We start from the raw sequence: 25,080 nt of genomic DNA on the forward strand, positions 1-25,080 counted from the left end.
TTTGATTAACTAGCATAAAGTTTTTCTGCTGAAAATAACTTATCATAGATGGCTAGGAAGATTTGTTTTTCATTTTCCCAATTATATTTATGTCTAGCGACTAGACAATTTTTGCTTAATTCATTTCTTAATTTAGAATCCTCTAATAGTGTATTAACTCCATCAGCAATTGATTGAATGTCATGTGAGTCAACACATATACCTGTGTGTTCACCATCTACAACTTTTATAATTTCTGGGAAACTACAAGCTACTACAGGAACCCCACTCATTAAGTATTCAAACAACTTATTAGAAGATGCTGAATAATGATTAAAATTTATATTATTTAGAATTTGAAATCCTAAATACGCATTTCGAGTGTAATTTAATAAATCAGCGACTGGAACTTTATCAATAAACTTTATTCGATCGTGAAGGTTCATTTCATTTACCATTTCTAATAATATCGGTTTAATTTTCCCGTCACCAATAAAAACGACAGTTCCTCGTTTAAACAAAGGAGTAGCTTTGACGATTAATTCTAATCCTCTACCTTTTTGAATTCCACCTTGATAAAGTAAAATTGGCTCATCAGCTGGTAAATTTAATTTTTCATGTAAATTAATTGATTTACTTTTTTCAGGATATGATACAAAAGGATAGTTATGTATAACCTCAGGATATGGAATATCATATAGCTCTTGAGTATACTTAGCTCGTGTATCATTTTCATGAATCATTATGTCAATATATTTAATCAAAAACTTTTCTATTTTACCGAAGATTGGATTTTCATACCCTGAACGACTTGATTGAACTTCGTGAGAATCATATATTAGTTTACTTTTTTTAAATAATTTTGCACAAATAATTCCTTGTGGTAAAGTATTTAAATCATTAGCATGATAAATATCATAATTCTTTTTCAACCCATGATAAATCATTTGAAGAATATTATATCCTCTAGTACAAGCTACTCGAACAATACGATTTCCAAATATACCTATAATCGCTATTATTAGTAAAGAGAAAATAGGTAAAAAATAAATCGCAATGATTGCAATAAATGCTGCGAGTATTTTAGTAAAGAAATTTCTCATACATATTTTCATTATACTATTTGAGTACTTAAATAATAGATTAATACCAAATGGTAATGAATTATTAACACGAATGACTTGGAACCCTTCCACCATTTCTTTTTTAGGAAGTGTCTTTGAGTCATCATGTAAACAGATTAAATCTACCTCGTATCCAACCTCGGCAAGTGCCGAACATTCTCTTAAAACACGTGCATCATTTGTAAAATGATTAAATACAAATGCACAAACTTTTTTATTCATGGATTTCCTCCATTACATTAATTAATTTGAATATATTTGTTTTCCATCTTAAATTTTTATATGCATATTGGTACCCATTTTCCCCCAACATTTTTCGTTCGATTTTGTCAGCAGCCAAATGCTTTATATGACGAACAAGTTCCTCTTCAGTTCCTTCTTCTAATACTGTACCACAATTTGCATCCTTAATAATTTGTGCAGCGTATCCAGCGACATTCCCAATAATTGGCTTTTTAAGACACATATAATCTATAATTTTACCTGGTAAAACAGTCTTAAAGACTTCTTGATCAACTAGACTGACATAAGTAATATCAGAATTTGAAACAAGTGAAAGTGTCTCAAGTCTTGATTTAGCAGAATATAATGTTACATTTGTCAATTGATGCTCTTTAATGTAATTATCAACTTCATTAACGTTCTTTCCATAACCAACAATAATAAAATGAAACTCTTTATATTCTTTCATTTGTATACTAGCTTTTAAAAACTTATCCAAATCTTGCGCTAGTCCTAAATTTCCAGTATAAATTATATTTATTTTCTCATCATGAATCTCTTCATTTATTGGTGTAAAATTCAATTCATCTTCTGTTAATGAATTTGGTAAAAATGAAATTTTACTTTCTTTAACACCCTTTTTAACCATATATTCCTTAAAACTTCTGCTATTAATAATGATTTTATTTGCCTTTTTGTACAATAGAGATTCAACTTTATAAGCAATCGATAAGATTAACTTGTTAGAAAATATATTCACACCTCTTAGTGACTCTGGCCATAAATCACGTATATCTAAAATAAGTGGTGCTCGTAAACGCCACTTTGAAATCAAACCCGCAATTCCAACAAAAATCGGTGGAGAGGTTACAAAAACTATATCGAACTCCCGTTTATATTTAAAAATTTCAATAATAAAACGAACCATGACTTCTAAATATAAATAAAGTCTTTTAATAATACTTCCAGAATGATTTTTAATTGAAGGATCAATCCTTTTTACATCTTTTTCATCAATTAATGATTCATTCCAGAATGCTTGATCATTATAAAGTTCTCGAGAAGGATATCTTGGATGTAATGTTAATACTTTTACTTCATAACCTTTTTCCTTCAACTCAAGATAAATATTTTTAAGACGATTTGCCGCGCTACCTATTTCAGGATAAAAATGCTGCGTTATTAATAATATTTTTATTTTCTTATTCATAAAATACACCTCTTCTTTTAATAGAAGATTAATTCCTTATTTATTTTTATTAAGTTTATGTAAAATTATATATTTTGCGTTATATATCTGAGGAAAACGAATATATATATAGTTTGTACATCCTTATAACTATTAATAAAAATAAAAACTTAATAGTATTAATATCCCATATCTCATTCAAGTATAATCTTATAACTAATTATCATTTTTAAATCAAAAAACAATAGTAATTTTAACACAATACGACAGTATATTCCATAAAGTGACCAAACTGTAACATAAACAAAGACTGCCCTTAAACATCTTATACTTAAGGACAGTCTTTCTATTTTGTACGTTAATAAGAATAAATTGGATGCAACGTAGTTACCAATTCTAATAGAAAGTTACTACGCCTCCTCTATCTAAATGAATATCTATTAAGGAGATTTCTTTATTTTTCGAACCCATTTGGATGGGATTGATGCCAATTCCACGCAGTCTGAATTATTTCTTCTAATTTGTATTTTGTTTTCCATCCAAGTTCACTATAAATTTTTTGTGATGATGCAACTAGATTTGCTGGATCACCAGCTCGACGCTCACCAATTAATACATTTGCTTTTAAACCAGCCACTTTTTCGCACATTTCAATTACTTCTTTAACCGAGTAACCTAATCCATTACCTAAATTATATGTTCGAGTAAAATTATCTTGTTCTAGCATTTTCTTTAAGGATGCAATATGAGCTCCTGCTAAATCTGTTATATGAATATAATCTCTTATACATGTTCCATCTGCAGTAGGATAATCTTCACCAAAAACTGTAATACTATCTCTTTGACCTAATAAATGCTGTAAAATTAGTGGTATTAAATGGCTTTCAGGAGTATGGTCTTCACCAATTTCACCAGTAACATGAGCTCCTGCAGCATTAAAATAACGTAATACAACATAGTCCAAGCCATAAGCAGAACGAAAATCATTTAATACGTTTTCGATCATCAATTTAGTTCGACCATATGGATTAATCGGATTTGTTGGTGTTTCTTCTGTTATTAAGTCAACATCAGGAATACCATAAGTTGCAGCTGTTGATGAGAAAATAAATTTCTTAACGCCAAACTCTAACATACTGCCCAACAATGTAATCGTTGCTGAGACATTATTTTGGTAATATTTTAATGGATTTACAACAGATTCACCAACGAGACTATTTGCAGCAAAGTGCATAACAGCATCAATGGACTTTTCTGTAAAAATTTCTGATAATAAATCAGCATCACCAAGATTTCCTTCAATAAATTCAGCACGAGGATCAACCGCTGATTTGTGTCCCGTCGATAAGTTATCTAATACAAGTACTTCAAAATTTTCATCTAATAGTTCTTTTACAGTATGGCTACCAATGTAACCGGCCCCACCAACTACTAATATCATAAGATTCGCTCCTAATGAAAAAAATATATATTCACCATTACACTACTTTAAACTAATATTTTCTTGATAGTAGAGATCAACTAACAATATTATTTCGACTCTCTTCAATCTTCCTTAAACGGAAATTCCAATCGGATCTAATAATATCTTCTAAGCTATTTTCCACTTTCCAGCCCAATTGTTCAATTGCCTTATTATTTGAAGCAATAATTGCAGCAGGATCTCCAGGTCGTCGACCACTATATTCAACAGGCACCTCAAGACAACTAACTTTCTCAACCATATTAATTATTTCTTGAACCGTAAATCCAAAATTAGAACCAAGGTTAAATATGCCACTTTGGCAATTGATAGTGAAATTAGCTCCTAATATATGGGCTTTTGCTACATCTGATACATGAATATAATCGCGTATACACGTACCATCTTTTGTTTGGTAGTTTGTTCCATATACAACTAATTTATCATTCAAACCTAAAGCAGTTTGGATTGTAACTGGAATCAAATGTGTTAGATTTTCCTTATACAATCCTATTTCTCCTGTATAATCTGCTCCGGCAACATTAAAGTACCTTAAAATACAGTAATTAATACCTTTTGCTTGTGCAGTCCAATGAATTAATCTTTCCGCTGCTAATTTTGTTTCGCCGTATGGATTAATTGGTAAACAATAATCATCTTCCGTACAAAGAGAATTAACTGGCTCACCATATACGGCTGCAGTAGAAGAAAATACAATATTATTAACTTTATTTTCAATCATGGCATCTAAAAGAGTTTTAATTCCAATAACGTTATTATCATAATACTCAAGTGGTTTTTCAACACTTTCTGGAACAATAAGCTTTGCAGCAAAGTGCATGACACAATCAATATTTTTCTCTACTTTAAATATTTCATTAAGAGATTTAAAATCTCTAACGTCAGCATTATAAAACGTTGCTAGTTCATGTATGTCTTCTTCTCTACCTGTTGATAAATTGTCTACTACTACTACTTCGTGATTTTCGCGAATTAATTCATATACAGTGTGAGATCCAATATATCCCGCCCCACCAATTACCAATACTTTCACATGAACCCTCCTATTATGTAGAATAGAGAAATTTAATATATTTTTTAAAAACTAATTATATCATATATTTAAAAAGAAGGCTGAATTCATACTAAGTTCTATCTAAATCCGTGAAACAACCTTATCTCATTTTCATAGATGCTTCTATTCATTTATTGTTTTTATTATTAGTAAGTTTTATTATATATCATTCACTTTTATATTGGATTCAGAACATATAAATAAAGAAACCACAAGATATTTTAACTATCTTGTGGTTAGTTGTTTTTTCTTAAATTTGAAGTTGTAATCTACTAGAAAACAAATTCATTGTTATTGATTTTCACCTTGACCAGGATGCTCATAATTCGTTAATGTCGGCGTCACGTAAATTGAATTAACATTATGAATAATGACTACATCATCTACTTTATACTTTTTAATATAATCAATGACGGGCATATTATTGTAAAATCTTAAGTCAAGTACTCTTGTTTCCTTATAATGGTTTACAAAGAATTGTATACTTGCATTTGCATAAGAATCTTTAATAATTAATAGTTTTCGATTCTTAACTTTGTCGTTATAAATGACTGTTTCAGGGTGATCCCCACCCATGTAAGAAACATATCGATTAGTATAGAGACTGACATTTTCCAATGGTTCTTCTGCATATAAACCTCTATTACATGTACTATTATAACAAACATTTAGATCCTGTTTTTTCTTACTTTCTACTACTGTTATTGTATCTGTTTTCGTTACATTTGCTTTCGTCGTTTTACGAGCATCCGAACCGTAAAACGGTAATCCTTCTTCTTTCCAAATGAAATCATCCGCACTTAATGCTTTTCCAACTTCATTTGAATTTTGATAAATCGTATTTATGATTGTTTGATACGAGTAAAATGCAGCCTTTGCCTTCCAATGGTGATCAGTATAATGATATAAATTAGGTTCATTTTTATGTTTATTCATTGTAATTCTTAGGTCTAAAGGATGTGCAATTGGATCAATATCACTCAAAATATAATCAGATGCCTCATTCCCATAACTAGGAAAGTATGAAGGGAATTGATCTTCAAAAGTAACTGATTTATTTGGTACTAAACTAAAATAAGTGTTCACTCCAAGCTTTGAAGCTTGTAACGCGAATTGATTAATTCTGTTTGCAATGACTTTTGCATTTGCTTTCGTTTCCTTAGGAACAGTTGATAATAATAAACCATTATCAGCAACATATACATCCTTTACAACATTTTGACCTAATAAATCTTTATTAATTGTTGCATTCGCTTCAATTAACTTTAATCTACCAGGAAATTGATCATTAAAATAAAGCTCAAATTCTTTTGAAAATTCTCCAGAGGCTAACTTATCTATACTCATTTTGGGCATTTGAGCGAGTGTTCGATTTTCAATCGTAGAATACTTCAAATCACCTTTTACCCAAACATAAATAGCTCCTGCAAAAATAATAAATAAAAAACATATAACTAAGAAATAATTAACTTGAAATCGGTTGCTTTGCATAATAAACCTCCAACTTACTAGAAACGGAAATAGATAAATGGATTAAACGTGTTAGAAACAACACAAATAATTGAAATACCAAAAACGATTAAATAGAAACCTGTTAACCCAATATTACGACCGAAAATTCTTACAGCAAAGCTGGATTCTGATTGAACCATGATTTTATCTGCAAAGATTTTCATTAAAGGAGTTGCACCAATGATAGCTAGTCCTATTAGAACACCATATTCAGCAAAATAATATCCCGCGCTTGAATCCCAAACAACTGTATTATTTAAACCGAACATAGTCTTAATATAATCAAATGCATAACTAAATGTTTCTGCACGGAAAAATACCCATCCAATTACGACAAGGAATGTAGCATAGATATGCTGAATTACATTAGGCAACTTTCTCAATATATTACCTAAGAAAGCTTTTTCAAGCATGATTAGTATTCCGTAATAAATACCCCATGCGATAAATGTCCAACTTGCACCATGCCAAAAACCGGTAGCAAACCACACAATAAAAAGATTAATATACGTACGTACAGGAGAAACACGATTTCCACCTAACGGGATATATAGATAGTCTCTGAACCACGTTCCTAAAGAAATATGCCATCTTCTCCAAAATTCTGTTACTGATTTAGATATATATGGATAGTTAAAATTCTCTAAAAAGTCAAATCCAAACATTTTTCCTAAACCAATTGCCATATCCGAATAACCTGAAAAATCAAAATAAATTTGTAAAGAATAGGCAATTATACCAATCCAGGCTAAACCAATAGACATATCATGCGGATTTTGCGCAAAAATCTGATCAGCAACCCAACCACAATTATTTGCTAAAAACATTTTCTTACCTAGACCAATAATAAATCTCTTAGTTCCATAAGCAAATTTCTCTAAAGTTTCTTTTCGATCCGTAATTTGATGTGAAACAGTTTGATAACGAACAATAGGTCCAGCAATTAATTGTGGAAATAATGTTTTATAAGTAGCCATGTTCAATGGGTTTCTTTGTAATGCACCATCTTTTCTATAAACATCAACTACATAACTAATTCCTTGGAAAGTAAAAAATGAAATTCCCAATGGTAATGGAATCTGAGGAATCGTAATATTTGTGTTCAATAATAAATTTATATTATCGACAAAGAAGTTTGAGTATTTGAAGAAACATAGTAACCCCAAATTGGCTACAAGCATTGCTGCCATAATCCATTTTATTGTAGTTTTCTTATTTCGATTTGCATCTACAATTAAAGCAAACACATAATTGATTATAATAGAAAGGAACATAACCAGTACAAATCTTGGCTCTCCCCATGCATAAAAAACTAAACTAGTTAATAATAACCATGCGTTTCGAAACATACGTGGTAATACAAAATAAACTAGTAATACGATCGGTAAAAATACAAACAAAAATACAGTTGAACTGAAAAGCATAATCTAGTCCTTTCTTTTCATGAATTTATCATTAATAACCTAAATTTTTCCCAACAGACAAAATTATCACATATAAATTGATAAATTTCTACAATATACTTACTTTAACTTTAGAGATTTAATTTAATTTTATTAAAAATGAAACAAAATTAATAAATGATTAATACTAGTTTTAAGTTAATAAGTTAAAAACTTATATAAATAAACAAAAAATCCCTTTTAATAGTATCTATTACCATTTAGGATAGATACCTTATTAAAAGGGTTTTATTTTAAATTTCTAAAAGTTAAATCCAAAAAGACTACCTATGAATAATTTACAAAGATAGTCTTTCCTTATTTTTGGATTACTTAATTTTATGATTAAAATGTTGAATAATCACTTCAACAATTCTTCTAGAAGCTTCGCCATCTCCATACGGATTAGATGCCTTAGACATTTTTGCATGTGCCTCATCATCTGACAACAGTTCATCGGCTAACGAGAAAATAACTTCTTCGTTAGTTCCAGCAAGCTTTAAAGTACCAGCATCAATTCCCTCGGGGCGTTCTGTCGTATCACGTAAAACAAGAACTGGTACGCCTAATGAAGGTGCCTCTTCTTGTACACCACCAGAATCAGTTAGGATTAAATGCGATCTTGCCGCAAAGTTGTGGAAATCAATGACATCTAGTGGTTCAATTAAATGGATTCGATTGTCATTTCCTAAAACTTCATTTGCAATTTCACGAACAACAGGATTCATGTGTACAGGATACACAACTTGAATATCGTTATGTTTTTCGACTAAGCGCTTAATCGCTTTAAACATATTTCTCATTGGTTCTCCTAAATTTTCACGACGATGAGCAGTCATTAAGACTAATCTGTCATTACCAATTTGATCAAGAACAGGATGAGCATACTCTTCTTTTACTGTTGTTTTAAGTGCATCGATCGCAGTATTACCAGTAATAAAAATTGTTTCTTCCTTTTTATTTTCAGCTAATAAATTTTGTGCTGATTTTGTCGTAGGAGAAAAATGTAAATCCGTCATGACACCAGTTAATTGACGGTTCATTTCTTCTGGGTATGGTGAATACTTGTCCCAAGTACGTAAACCAGCTTCAACATGCCCAATTGCAATTTGATTATAAAAAGCTGCAAGACTAGCAATAAAAGTAGTTGTCGTATCACCATGAACTAATACAATGTCCGGTTTTACTTCTTGCATAATCTTATTTAAACCTTCCAAACCTCGAGTTGTTACATCAATTAAAGTTTGGCGATCCTTCATTATATTTAAATCATAATCAGGTGTGATTTCAAAAATTTCGAGAACTTGATCCAACATTTGACGATGCTGAGCTGTAACCGTCACAATGGATTCTATTTGATCAGGATGTTTAGCTAGCTCAAGCACTAGTGGCGCCATCTTAATCGCTTCTGGTCTTGTTCCAAAAATTGTCATTACTTTAACAGTCAAAATTCTTTCCCCTTTCAAAACAAATCGGCTTATTGAAATATGTATCTATCTATTGTATCTTAACTGAGGAAATAAAGACATTTTTTACCATGAAAAATAATGTTTATTCCTCTATATACATGACTAATTGTAAAAATTAATCGTCTTAATTCCTAATAAGTTCTTTAACTAGTAATTATTCGATTCTATACACTTAGTTTCCCACATTTTGAAATCATTCATACTCGATGTAAATATTAATAGAAGAAAAAAGCACAGTTCCTTCTACTCAAGAATTCACTGTGCCCTCCGAAATACTTAATGAACTAATTTTACTTGTAACTCATCAATTAGACTCAAAATCTCTGAACACATTTTATCCATACAGTAATTTTCCTTCACAAATTCAACTAGTTCTTTCCTAGATCCTTTTCTACTATCCGCAATGTATTGCGCTGCTTCATCGAGTGATTCGAAAATATACTCATCAGGGAATATCGTTCGAGCTCCTTCACGATTTAAAACAATCGGCACAGCGCAAGAAGCCATCCCTTCAACGGGTGCTAAGTGAAAACTTTCATAATCGCTAACTGATAAGACAAAACCAATCGACTCGAGCCATTCCGCTGAATCTCCCCACTCTTCAAACTGAACTTGATTACGATAGTGGGATTTATCAATTTTTCGAAATAAACTTGTATAATAATCCTGCTCTTGTTGATTATTCCAAACCCACGGAAACTCTTTCGGATGTTTTCCTTTTATCGAAAGAGTATATCGGCTATCTTTTGCGTATAACTTTTCAAATATCTCAAGCGCTCGATCTAACCGTTTTAACTTCGGTACATAACCAAGTAATCCAATTCGAAAATCTGCATCATATTGCTTAGGTAAATGGAATCGATCTACATCAACACCATTTTGAATGACAATCATCTTTTCTCTGGGAATCCTTGCAACACGATGGAATTCTTCAAATATATAGGAAGAAATTGCAATAATCTTATCGATCTTCGTAAAATCAAATTGTTCTGGAAAAGGTGTATTCATTTCAAAACGATGCATTCTAACGATTAATACTTGATGATCTTTTTTATGCTCTTGATACCAAATCACATTTCCAAGTCCCCACTCGCAAAAAAGAACATCCGCCCAATTAACGATCTCTAAGCTTTTGCTAACTTGATGAATTGTATGGCCTTCCCATAAATCTATTTTTATTTCAATGTCACTTCTAGCTTCAAACCTCTTAATAGCTTCGTTAATAAATTTTAAATCATGCCCTATAATCGCCAGTTTCATAAAAACAGCTCCTTATACTAAAATACTCTCAATTTTGTCTCTGCTAATGGCTTGTTCATAGGCATCTCGATAAAAATTAAACTCATCAATTTCAAAAAATTGAATGCCAGCTTTTGAGAAATGGCCAATTGTTGATTTGTTATCTAAAAGACTGATAAATTCACTTGGACGAATAAATCTTGTCGCCTTTTTACAAATCAATGCTTCATCAATATGGCAATCATTTACGTAGTTATAGCTATTTCCATTGCCTTTCGCAATAATCGTATCATTCGTATACTTAGTAGCTAACATCATGTCTCTTAAATAATTCTCTCCATAATAATGATTTAGGTTAATTGGAGCAATATAATTCGAATCAACAAGATCATTCAAACTAAAATAATGATGACAGTAATCAATAAGGTAAGTTTTTATATCCCCGTGATTGTTTTGATTAAAAATGTCTAAATAGCCATCAAATAAATCGAGTAAGATTACTAGCTTTTTTTGTTTAATTCCTTGTCTATTGTAAATCGCGATTAACTTTTCATAATCAGCTTTACTTCTAACAATCCCTACTAACGTAGCATTTTCTGCATATTTCTCATATGGCAGATTGATAATATTTAATAAATCTTCCACTCGATTCGTATAAGTGTGTTCTTCTAATACTTTTCGCAATGTGAGTAAACGATTTTTCTTATAGAAGGTCTCATCTGCATAATAGTTTGAAAGTCGTTGCTTCATCAGTTTTTCATCATCTGTAGCTGTTACAATGTCTCCAAACATTCTATGCATCCCCTCTGAATGAGAACTAATGATTGGGGTATTACTTGCCAGTAACTCAAATACTCTCCGGGCAAACATTGTCGGAGATTTCGTAATACTATTTACGTTTAGTGCTACTTTATATCCTTTATAGGCAATATCGATTTCATTTTGTTTTAAGTTTCCAACAATAAATGGTTTATACTCATCTGGAAATTGATTAGGACTTGATGGATTATGATAGTTTCGGTCATAAATATCTAGTCCATATTCCTTCGAAGAGTTTACTAGCTTCTCCATCGCACTCGTACGCTCTGGAAACTTTTTACCGTAATATGCTCCAGCGAAAACTACTTTCTCTTTACGTGGAATATATTCAATTGGATTGTGAATTTTTGGTTGAGCTGCAAAAGGTAAGCAATAAACATTTTCACAGCCTTCATCTAAATAGTTCTGAACTGATTCAAAATCAGTCGTGAATACATAATCAAAGTGCTTAGCTGTATCAATAAAAGCTTGGTAATGAAACGGATCTTCTTTATTCCAAAAAACAGTCGGGATATTGTGTTCTTTACACCAATAAACTAGTTTTAATAGTTTCGTATGATTTCTGTGATTTTTTGTACCGATTTTATCCTTCCAAGCTCCATCGTTTCCAAGCCACGCAGACTCACAAAAGAATAAATCAATTCGGTGCTTTTTAAATTCAGTCAACCAATTCTCAGGCGTAATTTTTACTAGTTGAAATTCATAATCGAAGCATCGTGTCGTAAATTCATCGGCAATAAACCCAACTCGAAAGTCCTTAATTTCTTTCTTCTGTTTAATTAGGTGAATATTTTCGCTTTCATTCTTTTTATATGAACCCATTAATTTAGCATGGAATAGATGAAGCGTGGCAGCACCTGTCATGTAAATCGAAAAAGAAACCGTTTGAATCCCTTTTTGACTAAATTCAGATAGATCAATTACCTCGTCTATATGAAAGCTTAATGTACTTGAATTGTTCTCGTAATCTATTAGTCGTAACTCACAAACAACCTCACATTTACCGCTGACAAAGCCTGTGATCCCAAATCTAGTAAATAATTTACTTCTACCTTCATTAAAAAGTAAATCCTTTAATTTTGTTTCATCTATATAATCAATTACGGCAGTCTGCCTTACTAGTTTGTTATTAAGTAGAACTTCCTTTTCCTTCTGAAATTTTTGAACGCCCTTACTAACTGCAAAATCATCCGCTGAAAAAGAAAGTAACTCATGGTTTCTAAAATAGAAGGGTTCATCCACATTCATTAATTTTTGCAGCATCATTTTTGTATCATACTTTTCATTACGTAATCGAGTAATTTGTTTTTCTATTGATTCTTTTAGCATGAATGTCCCCTCATTTTCTTTTTAAATACTTCAACAACTTCCAATACTTCCTTGCCAACTTTCCAAACTTTGAGTTCCTAAACGTTTCATAATTTAATTGCAGCTTTTGATATTCCTCCTGCAATTTTTCATATTCATACGAACCAAATGATTGCTTTACTTCGTTTACAAGAACATAATCATCGAGTCCCATCATAAACTCCTCATGCTCTACGATTAAATCCAACTGACGAAATAATTGCTCTTCCATTCTTTTTTCCAATTCCATTACCTTATCAGATAGGAACTGGTTTTGTTTCATTAATAATTCATTTTGTCGTTCAAAATTCGCATCGAAATCCTCATTCGAAACCTCTATTAAATTTGGTTTAAAATTTACAGTTGTTGAATCTACATGACTACTATTCAATAATTCACTATTCTTCATTTCAAACCTCCAGATCAGGATAAACACTCTATTCAATAAAGACGTGTTTATAAAAAAAAGAAAATATTATTAATTAAAGATTAACGATTTTTTGTGAATCTTAATGAGTATCCTTGTTAAAAAATGTTAAAAATATGTAAAAAAAATAACCGCCACTGCAAAGTTTGCAATGGCGGTTATTTTAAATAATTTTATATTATTCGACTTGATTCATGTGATCCTTTATTGGTTATTTCCCATACTGTTTTTCAAAATAATGTTTATATTCACCAGAAATAATCGTTTCCCACCATTCCTTATTATCTACGTACCATTGAACCGTTTGAACAATCCCTGTATTAAAATTATAAGTTGGTTTCCAGCCTAGTCTTTCTAGTTTAGTTGGATCAATCGCATATCTTTTGTCATGACCTAAGCGATCTTGTACAAATTGGATTAAGTCTTCAGATTTTCCAAGAGTAGAAATGATTTGTTTTACGACTTCTAAATTTGAACGTTCGTTATGCCCACCTACATTGTAAACTTCTCCATTTTCTCCTTTATGCAATACTAGATCAATTGCTGAGCAATGGTCAAGAACATGTAACCAGTCTCTAATATTTTCACCAGTACCATAAACAGGAACTTTTTGTTCATTTAAAACTCGAGAAATTGTTAATGGAATTAGTTTCTCTGGAAAGTGATATGGTCCGTAATTATTTGAACAACGTGTAATATTCATAGGAAATCCATACGTTTCGTGATATGCACGAACTAATAAGTCAGATGATGCTTTACTTGCAGAGTACGGGCTATTCGGTTGTAAAGGTGTATCTTCTGTAAAAAAGGTTGTCGGGTCAAAATCTAGATCACCGTACACTTCATCTGTAGATACATGTACAAATTTCTTAACGTTTATCGCCTTTGAAGCATCTAGTAAAACTTGAGTTCCTAATACATTTGTTGTCACGAATATACCCGGGTCTGTTATTGAGCGATCAACATGACTTTCCGCTGCGAAGTGGATGACATAATCGAACTTTTCTTTTTTAAATAATGTCATGATATCTTCACGATTTGAAATATCAATTTTAATAAAATGATATTTTTCATTTTGTTCGATGTTTTTATGTTTTGTTAAGTCACCTGCATAAGTTAAAGCATCCAGATTGTATATTGAATAGGACGGGTATTTATTGATCATGTATTGAACAAAGTTTCCACCGATAAATCCGGCACCACCTGTAACAGCTACTTTCATGTTATTACTGTACCTCATCTCTTTTATTTAATAGAACTAAATATCTAGCTAGTGCATCTTGCCATGAAGGTAAAGATTGAAAGCCATTTTCTACTAGCTTTTGTGTTGATAATCTCGAATTTTTCGGTCTAGCTGCACGAGTAGGATACTCTTCGGATGCAATTGATTTTACTATAGTTTTACTGTGGGTTTGTTTGAATATTTCTTTTGCAAAATCAGCCCAACTAGTAAAGCCTTCATTTGTTGCGTGATATATTCCATATTTATCAGAATTAATTAATTCTACTATTAATCTAGCTAAATCAACTGTATAGGTTGGTGAACCGATTTGATCTCCGACTATATTTAATTCATCTCTAGTTTCTGATAATCTTAACATTGTTTTAATAAAGTTATTCCCATTAACACCAAATACCCACGATATACGAATGATAAAATAGTTTTCGATGAGTGATTGAACAACTTTTTCACCTTCATACTTTGTTAATCCATAATAACCGATTGGGTCCGGATGGTCATCTTCATTAAAAGGACTTTCACCTTTCCCGTTAAATACATAGTCCGAACTAATATAAATGAACTTTGAATGATGCTTTTTCGCTGCTTCAACTAAATATCTCGTTCCTTCAACATTCACATTCCAGCAATTCTCTTTATCATCTTCAGCTTTGTCTACCGCTGTATAAGCAGCGCAGTGGATAATTGCATCCGGTTTATATGAATCTACTAAAGAAAATACAGATTCCCTATTAGTAATGTCAAGCTTTTGTCGACCGCAGCCTTTAACATATATACCATGCAGCTCGCATTCCTGAACGACATCATAACCTAGTTGCCCACCGTAACCAGTTACTAAAACCTTCATATCTATTACTCCTTATAGAAAAAATTATTTTCAGCATCCGTTAATAATGGTGCGAATTTATCCTTTGCAGATAATAATGGAGAAATATTGATTGGCCATTGCACTTGAATAACCGGCTCATTCCAAGCAATGCCTCGATCACATTCAGGTGAATATAGCTCATCAACTTTATATTGGACTTCCACATCATCTGTTAAAGTCATAAAACCGTGAGCAAACCCTTTTGGAATAAATAATTGTTTTTTATTTTCGGCACTTAACTCGATACCGAACCACTTCCCGTATGTTGGACTTCCTTTTCGAATATCGACAGCCACATCAAAAATAGAACCCCTTGTACAACGAACTAATTTTGATTGCGCTTTTGGAGGCAATTGATAGTGTAATCCACGCAATGTTCCCTTCAATGCAGAAAATGATTGATTATCTTGAACAAAATTTAAATCCATTCCAAAATCCTTCATTTTAGAATCATTATATGTTTCCATAAACCAACCACGGTGATCACCAAAAACAGTCGGTTCAATAACTACAATTCCTTTTATAAAAGTTTCTGTAATTTTCATTAATAATGACCCCTTAAGCTAATATTTAATCTCGCCATTTGCAACTTTTCGTAAATAGTTACCATAACTTGTTTTACTAAGCGATTCGCTTAAACGTAATAATTGTTCTTTATCGATCCACCCATTAATATAAGCGACCTCTTCTGGAGCAGATATTTTTATTCCTTGATGCTCTTCAATTGTTTTTACAAAATTAGTTGCAGAAACTAAGCTTTCATGTGTTCCTGTATCCAACCATGTATAGCCACGACCCAATAGCTCCACTTCTAATTCACCCAAACTTAAATAAGCTTCATTTATAGAAGTAATCTCTAATTCCCCACGACTTGATGGCTTTACGTTTTTAGCAATTTCAACGACACGATTATCATAAAAATACAATCCAGTAACGGCATAATTTGATTTTGGCGCTACAGGCTTTTCTTCAATACTCAAGACTTTTCCAGTCGCATCAAATTCTACAACTCCAAATCGCTCAGGATCCTGAACATGATAACCGAACACTGTTGCTCCGCTTTCTTTTGCCGCTGCTTTCTTAAAAATACTACGCAAACCACTGCCATAATAAATATTGTCGCCTAGTATCATCGCAACAGAATCGTTTCCGATAAACTCTTCACCAATAATAAATGCTTGAGCCAATCCCTCAGGACAAGGCTGTACTTTATACTTCAAAGAAATACCAAACTGAGAACCATCACCTAACAATGCTTCAAAGCGTGGTAAATCCTCTGGAGTCGATATAATTAAAATCTCTTTAATACCAGATAGCATTAAAGTAGATAGTGGATAGTAAATCATTGGTCTATCATACACAGGTAATAGCTGCTTACTAGTCACCATTGTTAATGGATAAAGTCGAGTACCGCTACCGCCTGCAAGTATAATGCCTTTTATTGTTAAGACCTCCTAAATTTTACTCATGATCTTAGGAATATATATATTATTATGATGATGGGGATGTGTAGGTTAAATTCTTAGAAAGGAGAATGGTTGGGTAATTCTGATTGGAAGATATTTTTAATTGATTAAGTAGGGAATAAGCTGGAGGGTTATTATTGAAGTAAATGTGGGTAGTTTCTTAAAAATAAACACTGTTAAAAATTTAACAGTGTTTATTTAGAAATACAAAATAAGCATTAAACAATCTGCATGAAACAAATCAAAGTTTTCTAGTTTTAGATTTTTTTTTACTAGATTTTCTTACTTATCAAAACGACTTAATACATCTTTTTTAATTGCATCTAATTTTTCATTACTATTTGCCAATGATTTTCCTTTTACACCGAAATAGAATTTAATCTTCGGCTCAGTACCTGATGGTCGTAGTGCACACCATGATTCATCTGATAAAATGTATTTTAAAACATTTGATTTTGGTAAATCAATCTCATTTGATGTGCTATCTTTAAGTATTGTTTTGGTACTTTCCTTATAGTCTTCAATGACTGCAACGGCAAGACTAGCAAATTCTTTTGGAGGGTTCGTACGAAACTCATTCATCATTTGTTGGATTTGTTCCGCGCCATCTTTTCCTTTTAACGTCATTGAAACTAAATCTTCTTTAAAGTAACCATATTTTTCAAAGATTTCTAGTAATCCATCATACAATGTTTTACCTTGGGATTTATAATAAGCTGCTACTTCACATGCTAAAAGAACAGATTGAACAGCATCTTTATCGCGCACAAAATCACGAATTAAATAGCCATAACTTTCCTCATAGCCAAATTGGAACTTATATTCACCTGTCTGTTCATACTCTTTAATTTTCTCACCAATAAACTTAAATCCGGTAAGTGTATCAATTGTATCAACACCATAACTTTGTGCAATCACTCGTCCAATTTCAGATGTAACGATTGTTTTTAAAACTACACCATCCCCAGGTAAAGTACCAAGTGTTTTCTTTTGTGATAATAAATACTCAAGCATTAATGCACCAGTTTGGTTACCTGTTAAAATCGTAAACTCACCTTCAGGATTACGAACAGCAACACCTAAACGGTCCGCATCAGGATCAGTTGTAATTAATACGTCTGCATTTTCTCTCTCACCATACTGAATACTTAACTCGAATGCAGCTTGTTCTTCCGGATTTGGTGACTTTACAGTCGTAAAATTTGGATCTGGAAGCTCCTGTTCTTTGACTACAGTTACATTTGTATAACCTAACATTCTTAATCCATTACGGACAGGAATATTGGATGTTCCATGTAATGGTGAAAAGACAATCTTTAAATTCTTCGCATGCCTATTAACAATATCAGCATTCACAACTACCGTTTTTAGCTCTTCTAAATAAGCAGAGTCTACTTTTTCGCCAATCATTTCTAGTAAACCACTAGTCAGTAACTCATCTTTCGAAGCTACTTTAATTGTTAATTCATCTTCTACTTGATCTACAAAATTAGTTAATGTATCTGCTTCTTTAGGGGGTAGTTGCCCACCATCAGGACCATATACTTTGTAACCGTTATACTCAGGTGGGTTATGACTTGCCGTTAGTACGATCCCACTAAATGCGCCCAAATGACGAACAGCAAATGATAAAACAGGTGTTGGTCGTAAGCTTTCGAATACATATGTCTTAATTCCATGTGCTCCTAGTGTTGTCGCTGCTTCCATTGCAAACTCAGGCGACTTATGTCTAGAATCGTAAGCAATTACAACTCCTTGACCTTTTGATTCTTCTCCTTGTTGCTCGATGAAACGTGCAAGTCCTTCAGATGCTTTTCGTACAGTGTATATGTTCAAACGATTTGTTCCAGCACCGAGTTCCCCTCTCATTCCACCTGTTCCGAATTCTAGATTTTTGTAGAAGCTGTCTTCTATTAATTTTTCATTTGATTTCATTTGCTCTAATTGAGTTTTTAATTCATCATCCATTGTCGGATGTTCGTACCATTTTTTGAATTGACTTTTATAATTCATATGTATTTTCCTCTTATTTTTATAAAAAAACAATCAATTGCCAATTTATTTCTATACTGACAATTGATTTGATATTTTTGAATCATTATTTAATTTTTTAAAAATTTTATTTTGTTTCCAAAGGTAATTCTAAATGCTGACGTAAATCTTTAGATATAGAATCTTGTTCTTCTTTCGGTACTAATAAATAATAGATTCCATCAATTTTCTTTCCTTCACCGGTAACTTGTGATTCTTTAATATTTTTTGCAGCAGTACGATAGTCTTTCTGAATAGAAATCATATCTTCTAAAGTTATATTGGTCACAACATTTTTTTGAATCGCTTGTAAAATTGATTGATAATTAGTTAAAGAAGAGAATGTTGCACCTTCCTTAATAACTTCTTCCATTATTTGTCTTTGTCTCATTTCACGTCCAAAGTCACCACGAGGATCTAACTTACGCATACGTGAATACTTTAACGCATCAGTACCATTCAAATGAAGTGGACCTTTTTTAAAGTGGACACCTTCGTAAGTAAAGTCTAAATCATTATTTACATCGACTCCACCTACAGCCTCAACAATATCTTTAAAGCCTTCCATGTTTACTTCAAGATAATAATCGATCGGGATATTTAAGAAGTTTTCAACTGTATCAATTGACATTTGAATTCCACCAAATGCATAAGCATGGTTAATCTTGTCTTGCTTACCTTTTCCAACAATCTCAGTTCTTGTATCACGAGGAATACTAACCATTTTCGTTGTATTGTCTTTTGGATTAACGGTTAATACTATCATCGAATCTGAACGACCTCGATCACCAGGGCGATGGTCAACACCTAAAAGTAAAATTGAAAAAGGCTCTTTCTTTCCTACATTTACTGCTTCTTCTCGCTTGTCTGTTTTCTTTATATCTTTATGCATTGCCTCTGTTGCTTTATTTACATTATTATAAATTGAATACGCATAGGCACCTATCCCAGCAGCAATAACAACTAATGCTATCAGGACACTTAGTAATATCTTTTTTGTTGTGGACATTTTCTTTTTTGCTATTTTTTCTTTTCTAGACACAAAAATTCTCCTTTAAATTAAATAGTCGGATTTAGTTTAAACATATAAAACTAGTTTACTTAAAAAAACGTAATATATATATTCGTACTACTAATTACACTGTTCCACAAATACTTTTTATTACTTTTACCATTTAAATAATTTTAATCAAAAAAATAGCACCTCCAAATTATTAGTTGTGTACAACAACTGAGGTGCATATTTGTACAAATTTGTACATTGAGTTTTTTAATTTGCGATAAAATATTGAGATAAGTAATTACCCCATAATTCTTGACCTTTTTCGTTTAAATTTTTATTTTCACCAACGTATTCAGTAAATGCTTGTGTCTTATAATCAGGCCAAGCATTCCAATTATCCAAATAAGTTATATCCCTTTTTTCGATCGCTTTCTTAAATGCGGCAACTTCTTTTGGGTAGAATTCAGATTGATAGATTGGTTCATTTGGTTGCACTACTACAACAGAGGTCTTTCCGATCTTATCAATTACTTTTTGTAAATTTGCAATTGAATCCTCACTTCGAACGACACCATTATCATTCATTAACGGTACTTCAAAAAGAATCATGTCTGCTTTCTTTCCATTGACTTGTTTTGCAAAATCTCCTTCGATTAAATCTTTTGAAGTTTGATCTTCATATGAAAGTACAGATACAGACCAGATACCATCACCGTAATTGTCATTTAATCGCTCCTTTAATAATGATGAATAATCGTTATTATGCTGTTTATCTTCTTGGACAATTAACAGATTCACGTGTTTTTTTTCTTTTAGTAACGTAACAATTTTTTTGGGTAGATTTTTAGATAATAACTGATATTGACTTGTCTTAATCTTTTGTTCTACCTCTTTAATATTATCAGTAGTTTCTGTAGTTTTAGCAGAAATCCTATTTACTCTGCCTTTATAATGATAAGATCCATAAATTAGAACCGAAATTGCTAAAATAACAACAAATAAATTTAATTTTCGTAGCATTCTATTCTCCTTTACTAACTTCAATAAATATTTACAATCACTATGATAATGCAATAATAGGAAGTGTCAATATATTAGTTATTAAACCACATTAACAACTTTTAAAAAATAAATTGTTTCCCATAAAGTTTTTATTAAATAACACTAAAGAATCTTGTAGAAGTATATCACCTTAGAAAGACGAATTAAGTTTGTTGAATAAAAATATCTACAAAAAATCAAACACATGGTCATCTTTACAAATTTCCGTGTGCTTGATTTTTTGTTGTTCATTTCAACTTAAAATTGATCTTTTATTTCAAATTTTTCTATGACTCTTTTATAGTTTAATCAATATTTTTATTGGAATAATATAGATTTTCAAATAATTGAAAACATCCTACTTTTTATACATAGTAAACTATTTTATTTTAAGATAGTTTCTTTAGTAGAACGTATCGCTTGATAAAGATTTCCAAAATTTAGAATTTGTATCTTGCCGTTTTCTTTTACTTTTACACAATTACGTGTATCAAATACAACAGGCTTAATCATAAGTTCTGCCAGCTTGTCATAGTCCATTTCTTTGAATTCGTTATGATCTGTTAATACTAAAATCATATGTGCATCGGAGGCTGCTTCCTCTGCTGATAATAACTGAAGGATATCAGATTCAACATGTGGGTCATGAACGGCCACTGTTAATCCTTCATTACGAAGAAGATCAATAATATCCATAGCCGGACTTTCACGCATATCATCTACGTTACCTTTATAGGTAACTCCGAATGCTGCAATTTTTGGGTTTTCAATACCGTTTAGTATTGTTTTTACATTGTCTACAACATATTTAGGCATAGATACATTTGTATCACGTGATAATTGAATTATTTTTGCTAATTCTGGCGCTTTTGCTACGATAAAATAAGGATCAACTGCTAAGCAGTGTCCACCAACTCCAGGACCGGGTTGGTGCAAGTTTACACGAGGATGTTTATTTGCCATTTCTATTACATCTAATGTATTTATTTCGAGTGAATTACAAATTTTCGTTAACTCATTCGCCAGTGCAATATTTACATCACGGAATGTGTTTTCCATCAACTTAGACATTTCCGCTGTTTTCGAATTTGTCTTAATAATTTCCCCTTTAACAAATAAACTATATACTTCCGCACCTGCTTCAGTACATGCTGGAGTTACACCGCCAACAATTCTATTGTTGTAAATTAGTTCATGCATAATTTGTCCTGGAAGAACACGCTCTGGACAATGCACAAGGAAGATATCTTCTCCCACTTTGAAACCCGCTACTTCTACAAGAGGTTTTACATAATCATCCATACTTCGAGGTGCAATGGTTGATTCTACAATTATAACATTACCTTTTTTTACATATGGCAAAACTTGCTTTGTAGCTGTTAATACATAAGTTAAATCACAAGACTTATACTCATCATTATTGTTAGGGGTAGGAACAGCTATGATGAAGGCATCCGCTTCTTCTGGTGTAAGAGAAGCCCGAAATAATCTTTTCTCTACTACTTCTTTGACTACTTCACCAAGACCGGGCTCTTCAATATGAATTTCTCCATTATTAAGCATTTCCACTACAGTTGGATGTATATCTACCCCAATAACTTCTGCTCCATATTTTGCAAACATTGCAGAAGTTGGTAATCCGATATATCCTAATCCCATTGTACAGATTTTCATTTTGTTTCCACCTTTTTAAATATTAATAAATTACAAAGTTAATTTTTAATTAATTTTTTCAAGAAATTTACTATAGATACTTACCGTTCAACAATCACATTATTCACAACATCAGATTATTTTTTAAAATGTTGAACAATCGCTTCGGTAATTCTTTTAGAAGCTTCACCATCACCATATGGATTAGAAGCTTTTGCCATTTTTGCATGAGCTTCTTCATTAGATAATAACTCATCCGCTAATGAAAAAATCACTTCTTCGTCAGTACCTGCAAGCTTTAATGTACCAGCGTCAATTCCTTCAGGACGTTCAGTCGTGTCACGCAAAACAAGAACTGGTACGCCTAATGAAGGTGCCTCTTCTTGAACACCTCCAGAATCTGTTAGAATCAAATGAGATCTTGCAGCAAAGTTATGGAAATCAATTACATCCAGTGGTTCGATTAACTGAATTCGAGTGTCATTTCCTAAGACTTCATTTGCAATTTCTCGAACAACAGGATTCATGTGTACAGGATACACAACTTGAATATCGCTATGTTTCTCGACCAATCGCTTAATCGCTTTAAACATGTTTCTCATTGGTTCCCCTAAATTTTCACGACGATGTGCAGTCATTAAGACTAATCGGTCATTTCCAATCTGATCAAGAACAGGATGAGTATACTCTTCTTTTACTGTTGTTTTAAGTGCATCAATTGCAGTATTACCAGTAATAAAAATTGTTTCTTCTTTTTTATTTTCAGCCAATAAATTTTGTGCAGCTTTTGTCGTCGGTGCAAAATGTAAATCAGTCATTACACCAGTTAATTGACGGTTCATCTCTTCTGGATATGGTGAATACTTGTCCCAAGTACGTAAACCTGCTTCAACATGCCCGATTGAAATTTGATTATAAAAAGCTGCTAGACTAGCAATAAAGGTAGTTGTCGTATCACCATGAACTAATACAATATCTGGCTTTACTTCTTGCATAATCTTATTTAGCCCTTCTAAACCGCGAGTTGTTACTTCGATTAAAGTTTGGCGATCCTTCATTATATTTAAATCATAATCAGGCGTGATCTCAAAAATTCCGAGCACTTGATCTAGCATTTGTCTATGCTGAGCGGTAACCGTCACAATTGATTCGATCTGATCTGGATATTTAGCTAATTCAAGCACAAGTGGCGCCATTTTAATTGCTTCAGGTCTTGTTCCAAAAATTGTCATTACTTTAATTGTCATGCTTATTTCTCCTTATACAAATATAAGTAGTATAGTTAGGTCCACTTATTTCACATTTACATTTGGACTTTGTTGATGCCATCTTCATGGCTATTTCAATAATTGATTCTGAAGAAAATTTCGTTTTCTAAGCAATTTGGCCTATGCTCAAAAATAATATTAAATAAAATTAAGGTATAACTTTTTAAGTTACACCTTAATTTTTTACATTTGATAATGCTCTTCAAAATACTGTTGGTAATCACCAGAAATAATAGTTTCCCACCATTCCTTGTTATCTAAGTACCATTGAATTGTTTGGACAATACCTTTTTCAAAATTGTACGTTGGCTTCCAACCTAACTTCTCTAATTTGCTAGGATCAATCGCGTAACGTTTATCATGACCTAATCGATCTTGAACATATTCAATTAAATCTTCAGATCTACCTAATGCTTTAATAATCGTTTTAACAACTTCTAAATTTGTTCGTTCATTATGGCCACCTACGTTATAAACTTCTCCATTAGCACCTTCATGCATTACTAAATCAATGGCAGCGCAATGATCAATTACGTGTAACCAATCTCTAATATTTTCTCCAGTTCCATAAACTGGTACCTTTTGGTTATTTAGTACACGTGAAATGGTTAATGGGATTAACTTCTCTGGGAAATGGAACGGTCCATAGTTATTTGAACATCGTGTAATATTCACTGGTAACCCGTAAGTTTCATTATATGCACGCACTAATAAGTCAGATGATGCTTTACTTGCAGAATATGGACTATTCGGTTGTAAAGGCGTTTGTTCAGTAAAGAATGTGGTTGGGTCAAAGTCTAATTCACCATATACTTCGTCTGTAGATACATGGACAAATTTTGTCACATTAATACTTTTTGCAGCATCTAATAACACTTGTGTCCCTAAAACGTTTGTTTTAACAAATATACCTGGATCAGTAATTGAACGATCCACATGACTTTCAGCTGCAAAGTGGACAACAAAATCAAATTTCTCTTCTTCAAATAATGTCATCATTGCTTCACGATCAGCTATATCAGCTTTTATGAAGTGGTAATTTTCACTGTTTTCGATACTTTTATGTTTTGTTAAATCACCAGCATACGTTAATAAATCTAAATTATAGATATCATATTGTGGATATTTCGAAACTATGTATTGAACAAAGTTTCCACCAATAAATCCAGCCCCACCTGTTACTAGAATTTTTTTCTTTATCATA

At 32.0% G+C, this 25,080-nt stretch carries 20 protein-coding genes; all 20 read right to left on the reverse strand.

What is annotated here, in order from left to right; all coding sequences use genetic code 11:
* Nucleotides 1–5: 5 nt before the first annotated feature.
* Nucleotides 6–1,325, reverse strand: coding sequence for a glycosyltransferase (locus ABEY15_RS03860; protein ID WP_429888569.1), 1,320 nt, complete (start codon nucleotides 1,323–1,325; stop codon nucleotides 6–8).
* Nucleotides 1,318–2,535, reverse strand: a complete 1,218-nt coding sequence (locus ABEY15_RS03865; protein ID WP_429888571.1) for a glycosyltransferase family 4 protein — start codon at nucleotides 2,533–2,535, stop codon at nucleotides 1,318–1,320. Before ABEY15_RS03865 ends, ABEY15_RS03860 begins: the two co-directional genes overlap by 8 nt.
* A 433-nt stretch (nucleotides 2,536–2,968) precedes the next feature.
* Complete coding sequence (gene galE, locus ABEY15_RS03870; RefSeq protein ID WP_429888572.1) at nucleotides 2,969–3,955, reverse strand: UDP-glucose 4-epimerase GalE; 987 nt, start codon at nucleotides 3,953–3,955, stop codon at nucleotides 2,969–2,971.
* A 76-nt stretch (nucleotides 3,956–4,031) separates the two neighbouring features.
* Nucleotides 4,032–5,030: a UDP-glucose 4-epimerase GalE gene (gene galE, locus ABEY15_RS03875; protein ID WP_429888573.1), complete on the reverse strand. Its 999-nt coding sequence runs from the start codon at nucleotides 5,028–5,030 to the stop codon at nucleotides 4,032–4,034.
* 312 nt (nucleotides 5,031–5,342) lie between these two features.
* Complete coding sequence (locus ABEY15_RS03880) at nucleotides 5,343–6,542, reverse strand: DHHW family protein (protein WP_429888574.1); 1,200 nt, start codon at nucleotides 6,540–6,542, stop codon at nucleotides 5,343–5,345.
* Nucleotides 6,543–6,559: 17 nt separating this feature from the next.
* Nucleotides 6,560–7,987: an MBOAT family O-acyltransferase gene (locus tag ABEY15_RS03885; protein ID WP_429888575.1), complete on the reverse strand. Its 1,428-nt coding sequence runs from the start codon at nucleotides 7,985–7,987 to the stop codon at nucleotides 6,560–6,562.
* A 347-nt stretch (nucleotides 7,988–8,334) separates the two neighbouring features.
* Nucleotides 8,335–9,438, reverse strand: coding sequence for a non-hydrolyzing UDP-N-acetylglucosamine 2-epimerase (gene wecB / locus ABEY15_RS03890; RefSeq protein WP_429888838.1), 1,104 nt, complete (start codon nucleotides 9,436–9,438; stop codon nucleotides 8,335–8,337).
* Nucleotides 9,439–9,750: 312 nt separating this feature from the next.
* The gene (locus ABEY15_RS03895) at nucleotides 9,751–10,734 is read right to left on the reverse strand and encodes a glycosyltransferase (protein WP_429888576.1); all 984 of its coding nucleotides are present in this window, start codon (nucleotides 10,732–10,734) and stop codon (nucleotides 9,751–9,753) included.
* 12 nt (nucleotides 10,735–10,746) lie between these two features.
* On the reverse strand, nucleotides 10,747–12,861 hold the full coding sequence (locus ABEY15_RS03900; RefSeq protein WP_429888577.1) for a CgeB family protein: 2,115 nt from the start codon (nucleotides 12,859–12,861) through the stop codon (nucleotides 10,747–10,749).
* A gap of 10 nt (nucleotides 12,862–12,871) precedes the next feature.
* Nucleotides 12,872–13,288 carry a hypothetical protein gene (locus ABEY15_RS03905; RefSeq protein WP_429888578.1) on the reverse strand — a complete coding sequence of 139 codons (417 nt, stop codon included), beginning with the start codon at nucleotides 13,286–13,288 and terminating at the stop codon, nucleotides 12,872–12,874.
* 229 nt (nucleotides 13,289–13,517) lie between these two features.
* Complete coding sequence (gene rfbB, locus ABEY15_RS03910; protein ID WP_429888579.1) at nucleotides 13,518–14,528, reverse strand: dTDP-glucose 4,6-dehydratase; 1,011 nt, start codon at nucleotides 14,526–14,528, stop codon at nucleotides 13,518–13,520.
* 4 nt (nucleotides 14,529–14,532) lie between these two features.
* Nucleotides 14,533–15,393, reverse strand: a complete 861-nt coding sequence (gene rfbD, locus ABEY15_RS03915) for a dTDP-4-dehydrorhamnose reductase (RefSeq protein ID WP_429888580.1) — start codon at nucleotides 15,391–15,393, stop codon at nucleotides 14,533–14,535.
* A gap of 5 nt (nucleotides 15,394–15,398) precedes the next feature.
* Nucleotides 15,399–15,959 carry a dTDP-4-dehydrorhamnose 3,5-epimerase gene (gene rfbC / locus ABEY15_RS03920; RefSeq protein WP_429888581.1) on the reverse strand — a complete coding sequence of 187 codons (561 nt, stop codon included), beginning with the start codon at nucleotides 15,957–15,959 and terminating at the stop codon, nucleotides 15,399–15,401.
* An 18-nt stretch (nucleotides 15,960–15,977) separates the two neighbouring features.
* Nucleotides 15,978–16,856: a glucose-1-phosphate thymidylyltransferase RfbA gene (gene rfbA / locus ABEY15_RS03925; RefSeq protein WP_429888840.1), complete on the reverse strand. Its 879-nt coding sequence runs from the start codon at nucleotides 16,854–16,856 to the stop codon at nucleotides 15,978–15,980.
* Nucleotides 16,857–17,162: 306 nt separating this feature from the next.
* Nucleotides 17,163–18,893 (reverse strand): phospho-sugar mutase, encoded by a 1,731-nt coding sequence (locus tag ABEY15_RS03930; protein WP_429888582.1) that lies wholly within the window; start codon nucleotides 18,891–18,893, stop codon nucleotides 17,163–17,165.
* 106 nt (nucleotides 18,894–18,999) lie between these two features.
* On the reverse strand, nucleotides 19,000–19,953 hold the full coding sequence (locus tag ABEY15_RS03935) for a LytR family transcriptional regulator (protein ID WP_429888583.1): 954 nt from the start codon (nucleotides 19,951–19,953) through the stop codon (nucleotides 19,000–19,002).
* 228 nt (nucleotides 19,954–20,181) lie between these two features.
* Nucleotides 20,182–20,934, reverse strand: coding sequence for a hypothetical protein (locus ABEY15_RS03940; protein WP_429888585.1), 753 nt, complete (start codon nucleotides 20,932–20,934; stop codon nucleotides 20,182–20,184).
* Nucleotides 20,935–21,339: 405 nt separating this feature from the next.
* On the reverse strand, nucleotides 21,340–22,629 hold the full coding sequence (locus ABEY15_RS03945; RefSeq protein ID WP_429888587.1) for a nucleotide sugar dehydrogenase: 1,290 nt from the start codon (nucleotides 22,627–22,629) through the stop codon (nucleotides 21,340–21,342).
* Nucleotides 22,630–22,745: 116 nt separating this feature from the next.
* Nucleotides 22,746–23,855, reverse strand: coding sequence for a non-hydrolyzing UDP-N-acetylglucosamine 2-epimerase (wecB, locus tag ABEY15_RS03950; protein ID WP_429888588.1), 1,110 nt, complete (start codon nucleotides 23,853–23,855; stop codon nucleotides 22,746–22,748).
* A 204-nt stretch (nucleotides 23,856–24,059) separates the two neighbouring features.
* Nucleotides 24,060–25,079 (reverse strand): dTDP-glucose 4,6-dehydratase, encoded by a 1,020-nt coding sequence (rfbB, locus tag ABEY15_RS03955; protein ID WP_429888590.1) that lies wholly within the window; start codon nucleotides 25,077–25,079, stop codon nucleotides 24,060–24,062.
* Between the last annotated feature and the right edge of the window lies 1 nt (nucleotide 25,080).

The sequence above is a fragment of the Gottfriedia acidiceleris genome, assembly GCF_050457485.1.
GTDB classification, from domain to species: Bacteria; Bacillota; Bacilli; order Bacillales; family Bacillaceae_G; genus Gottfriedia; species Gottfriedia acidiceleris_D.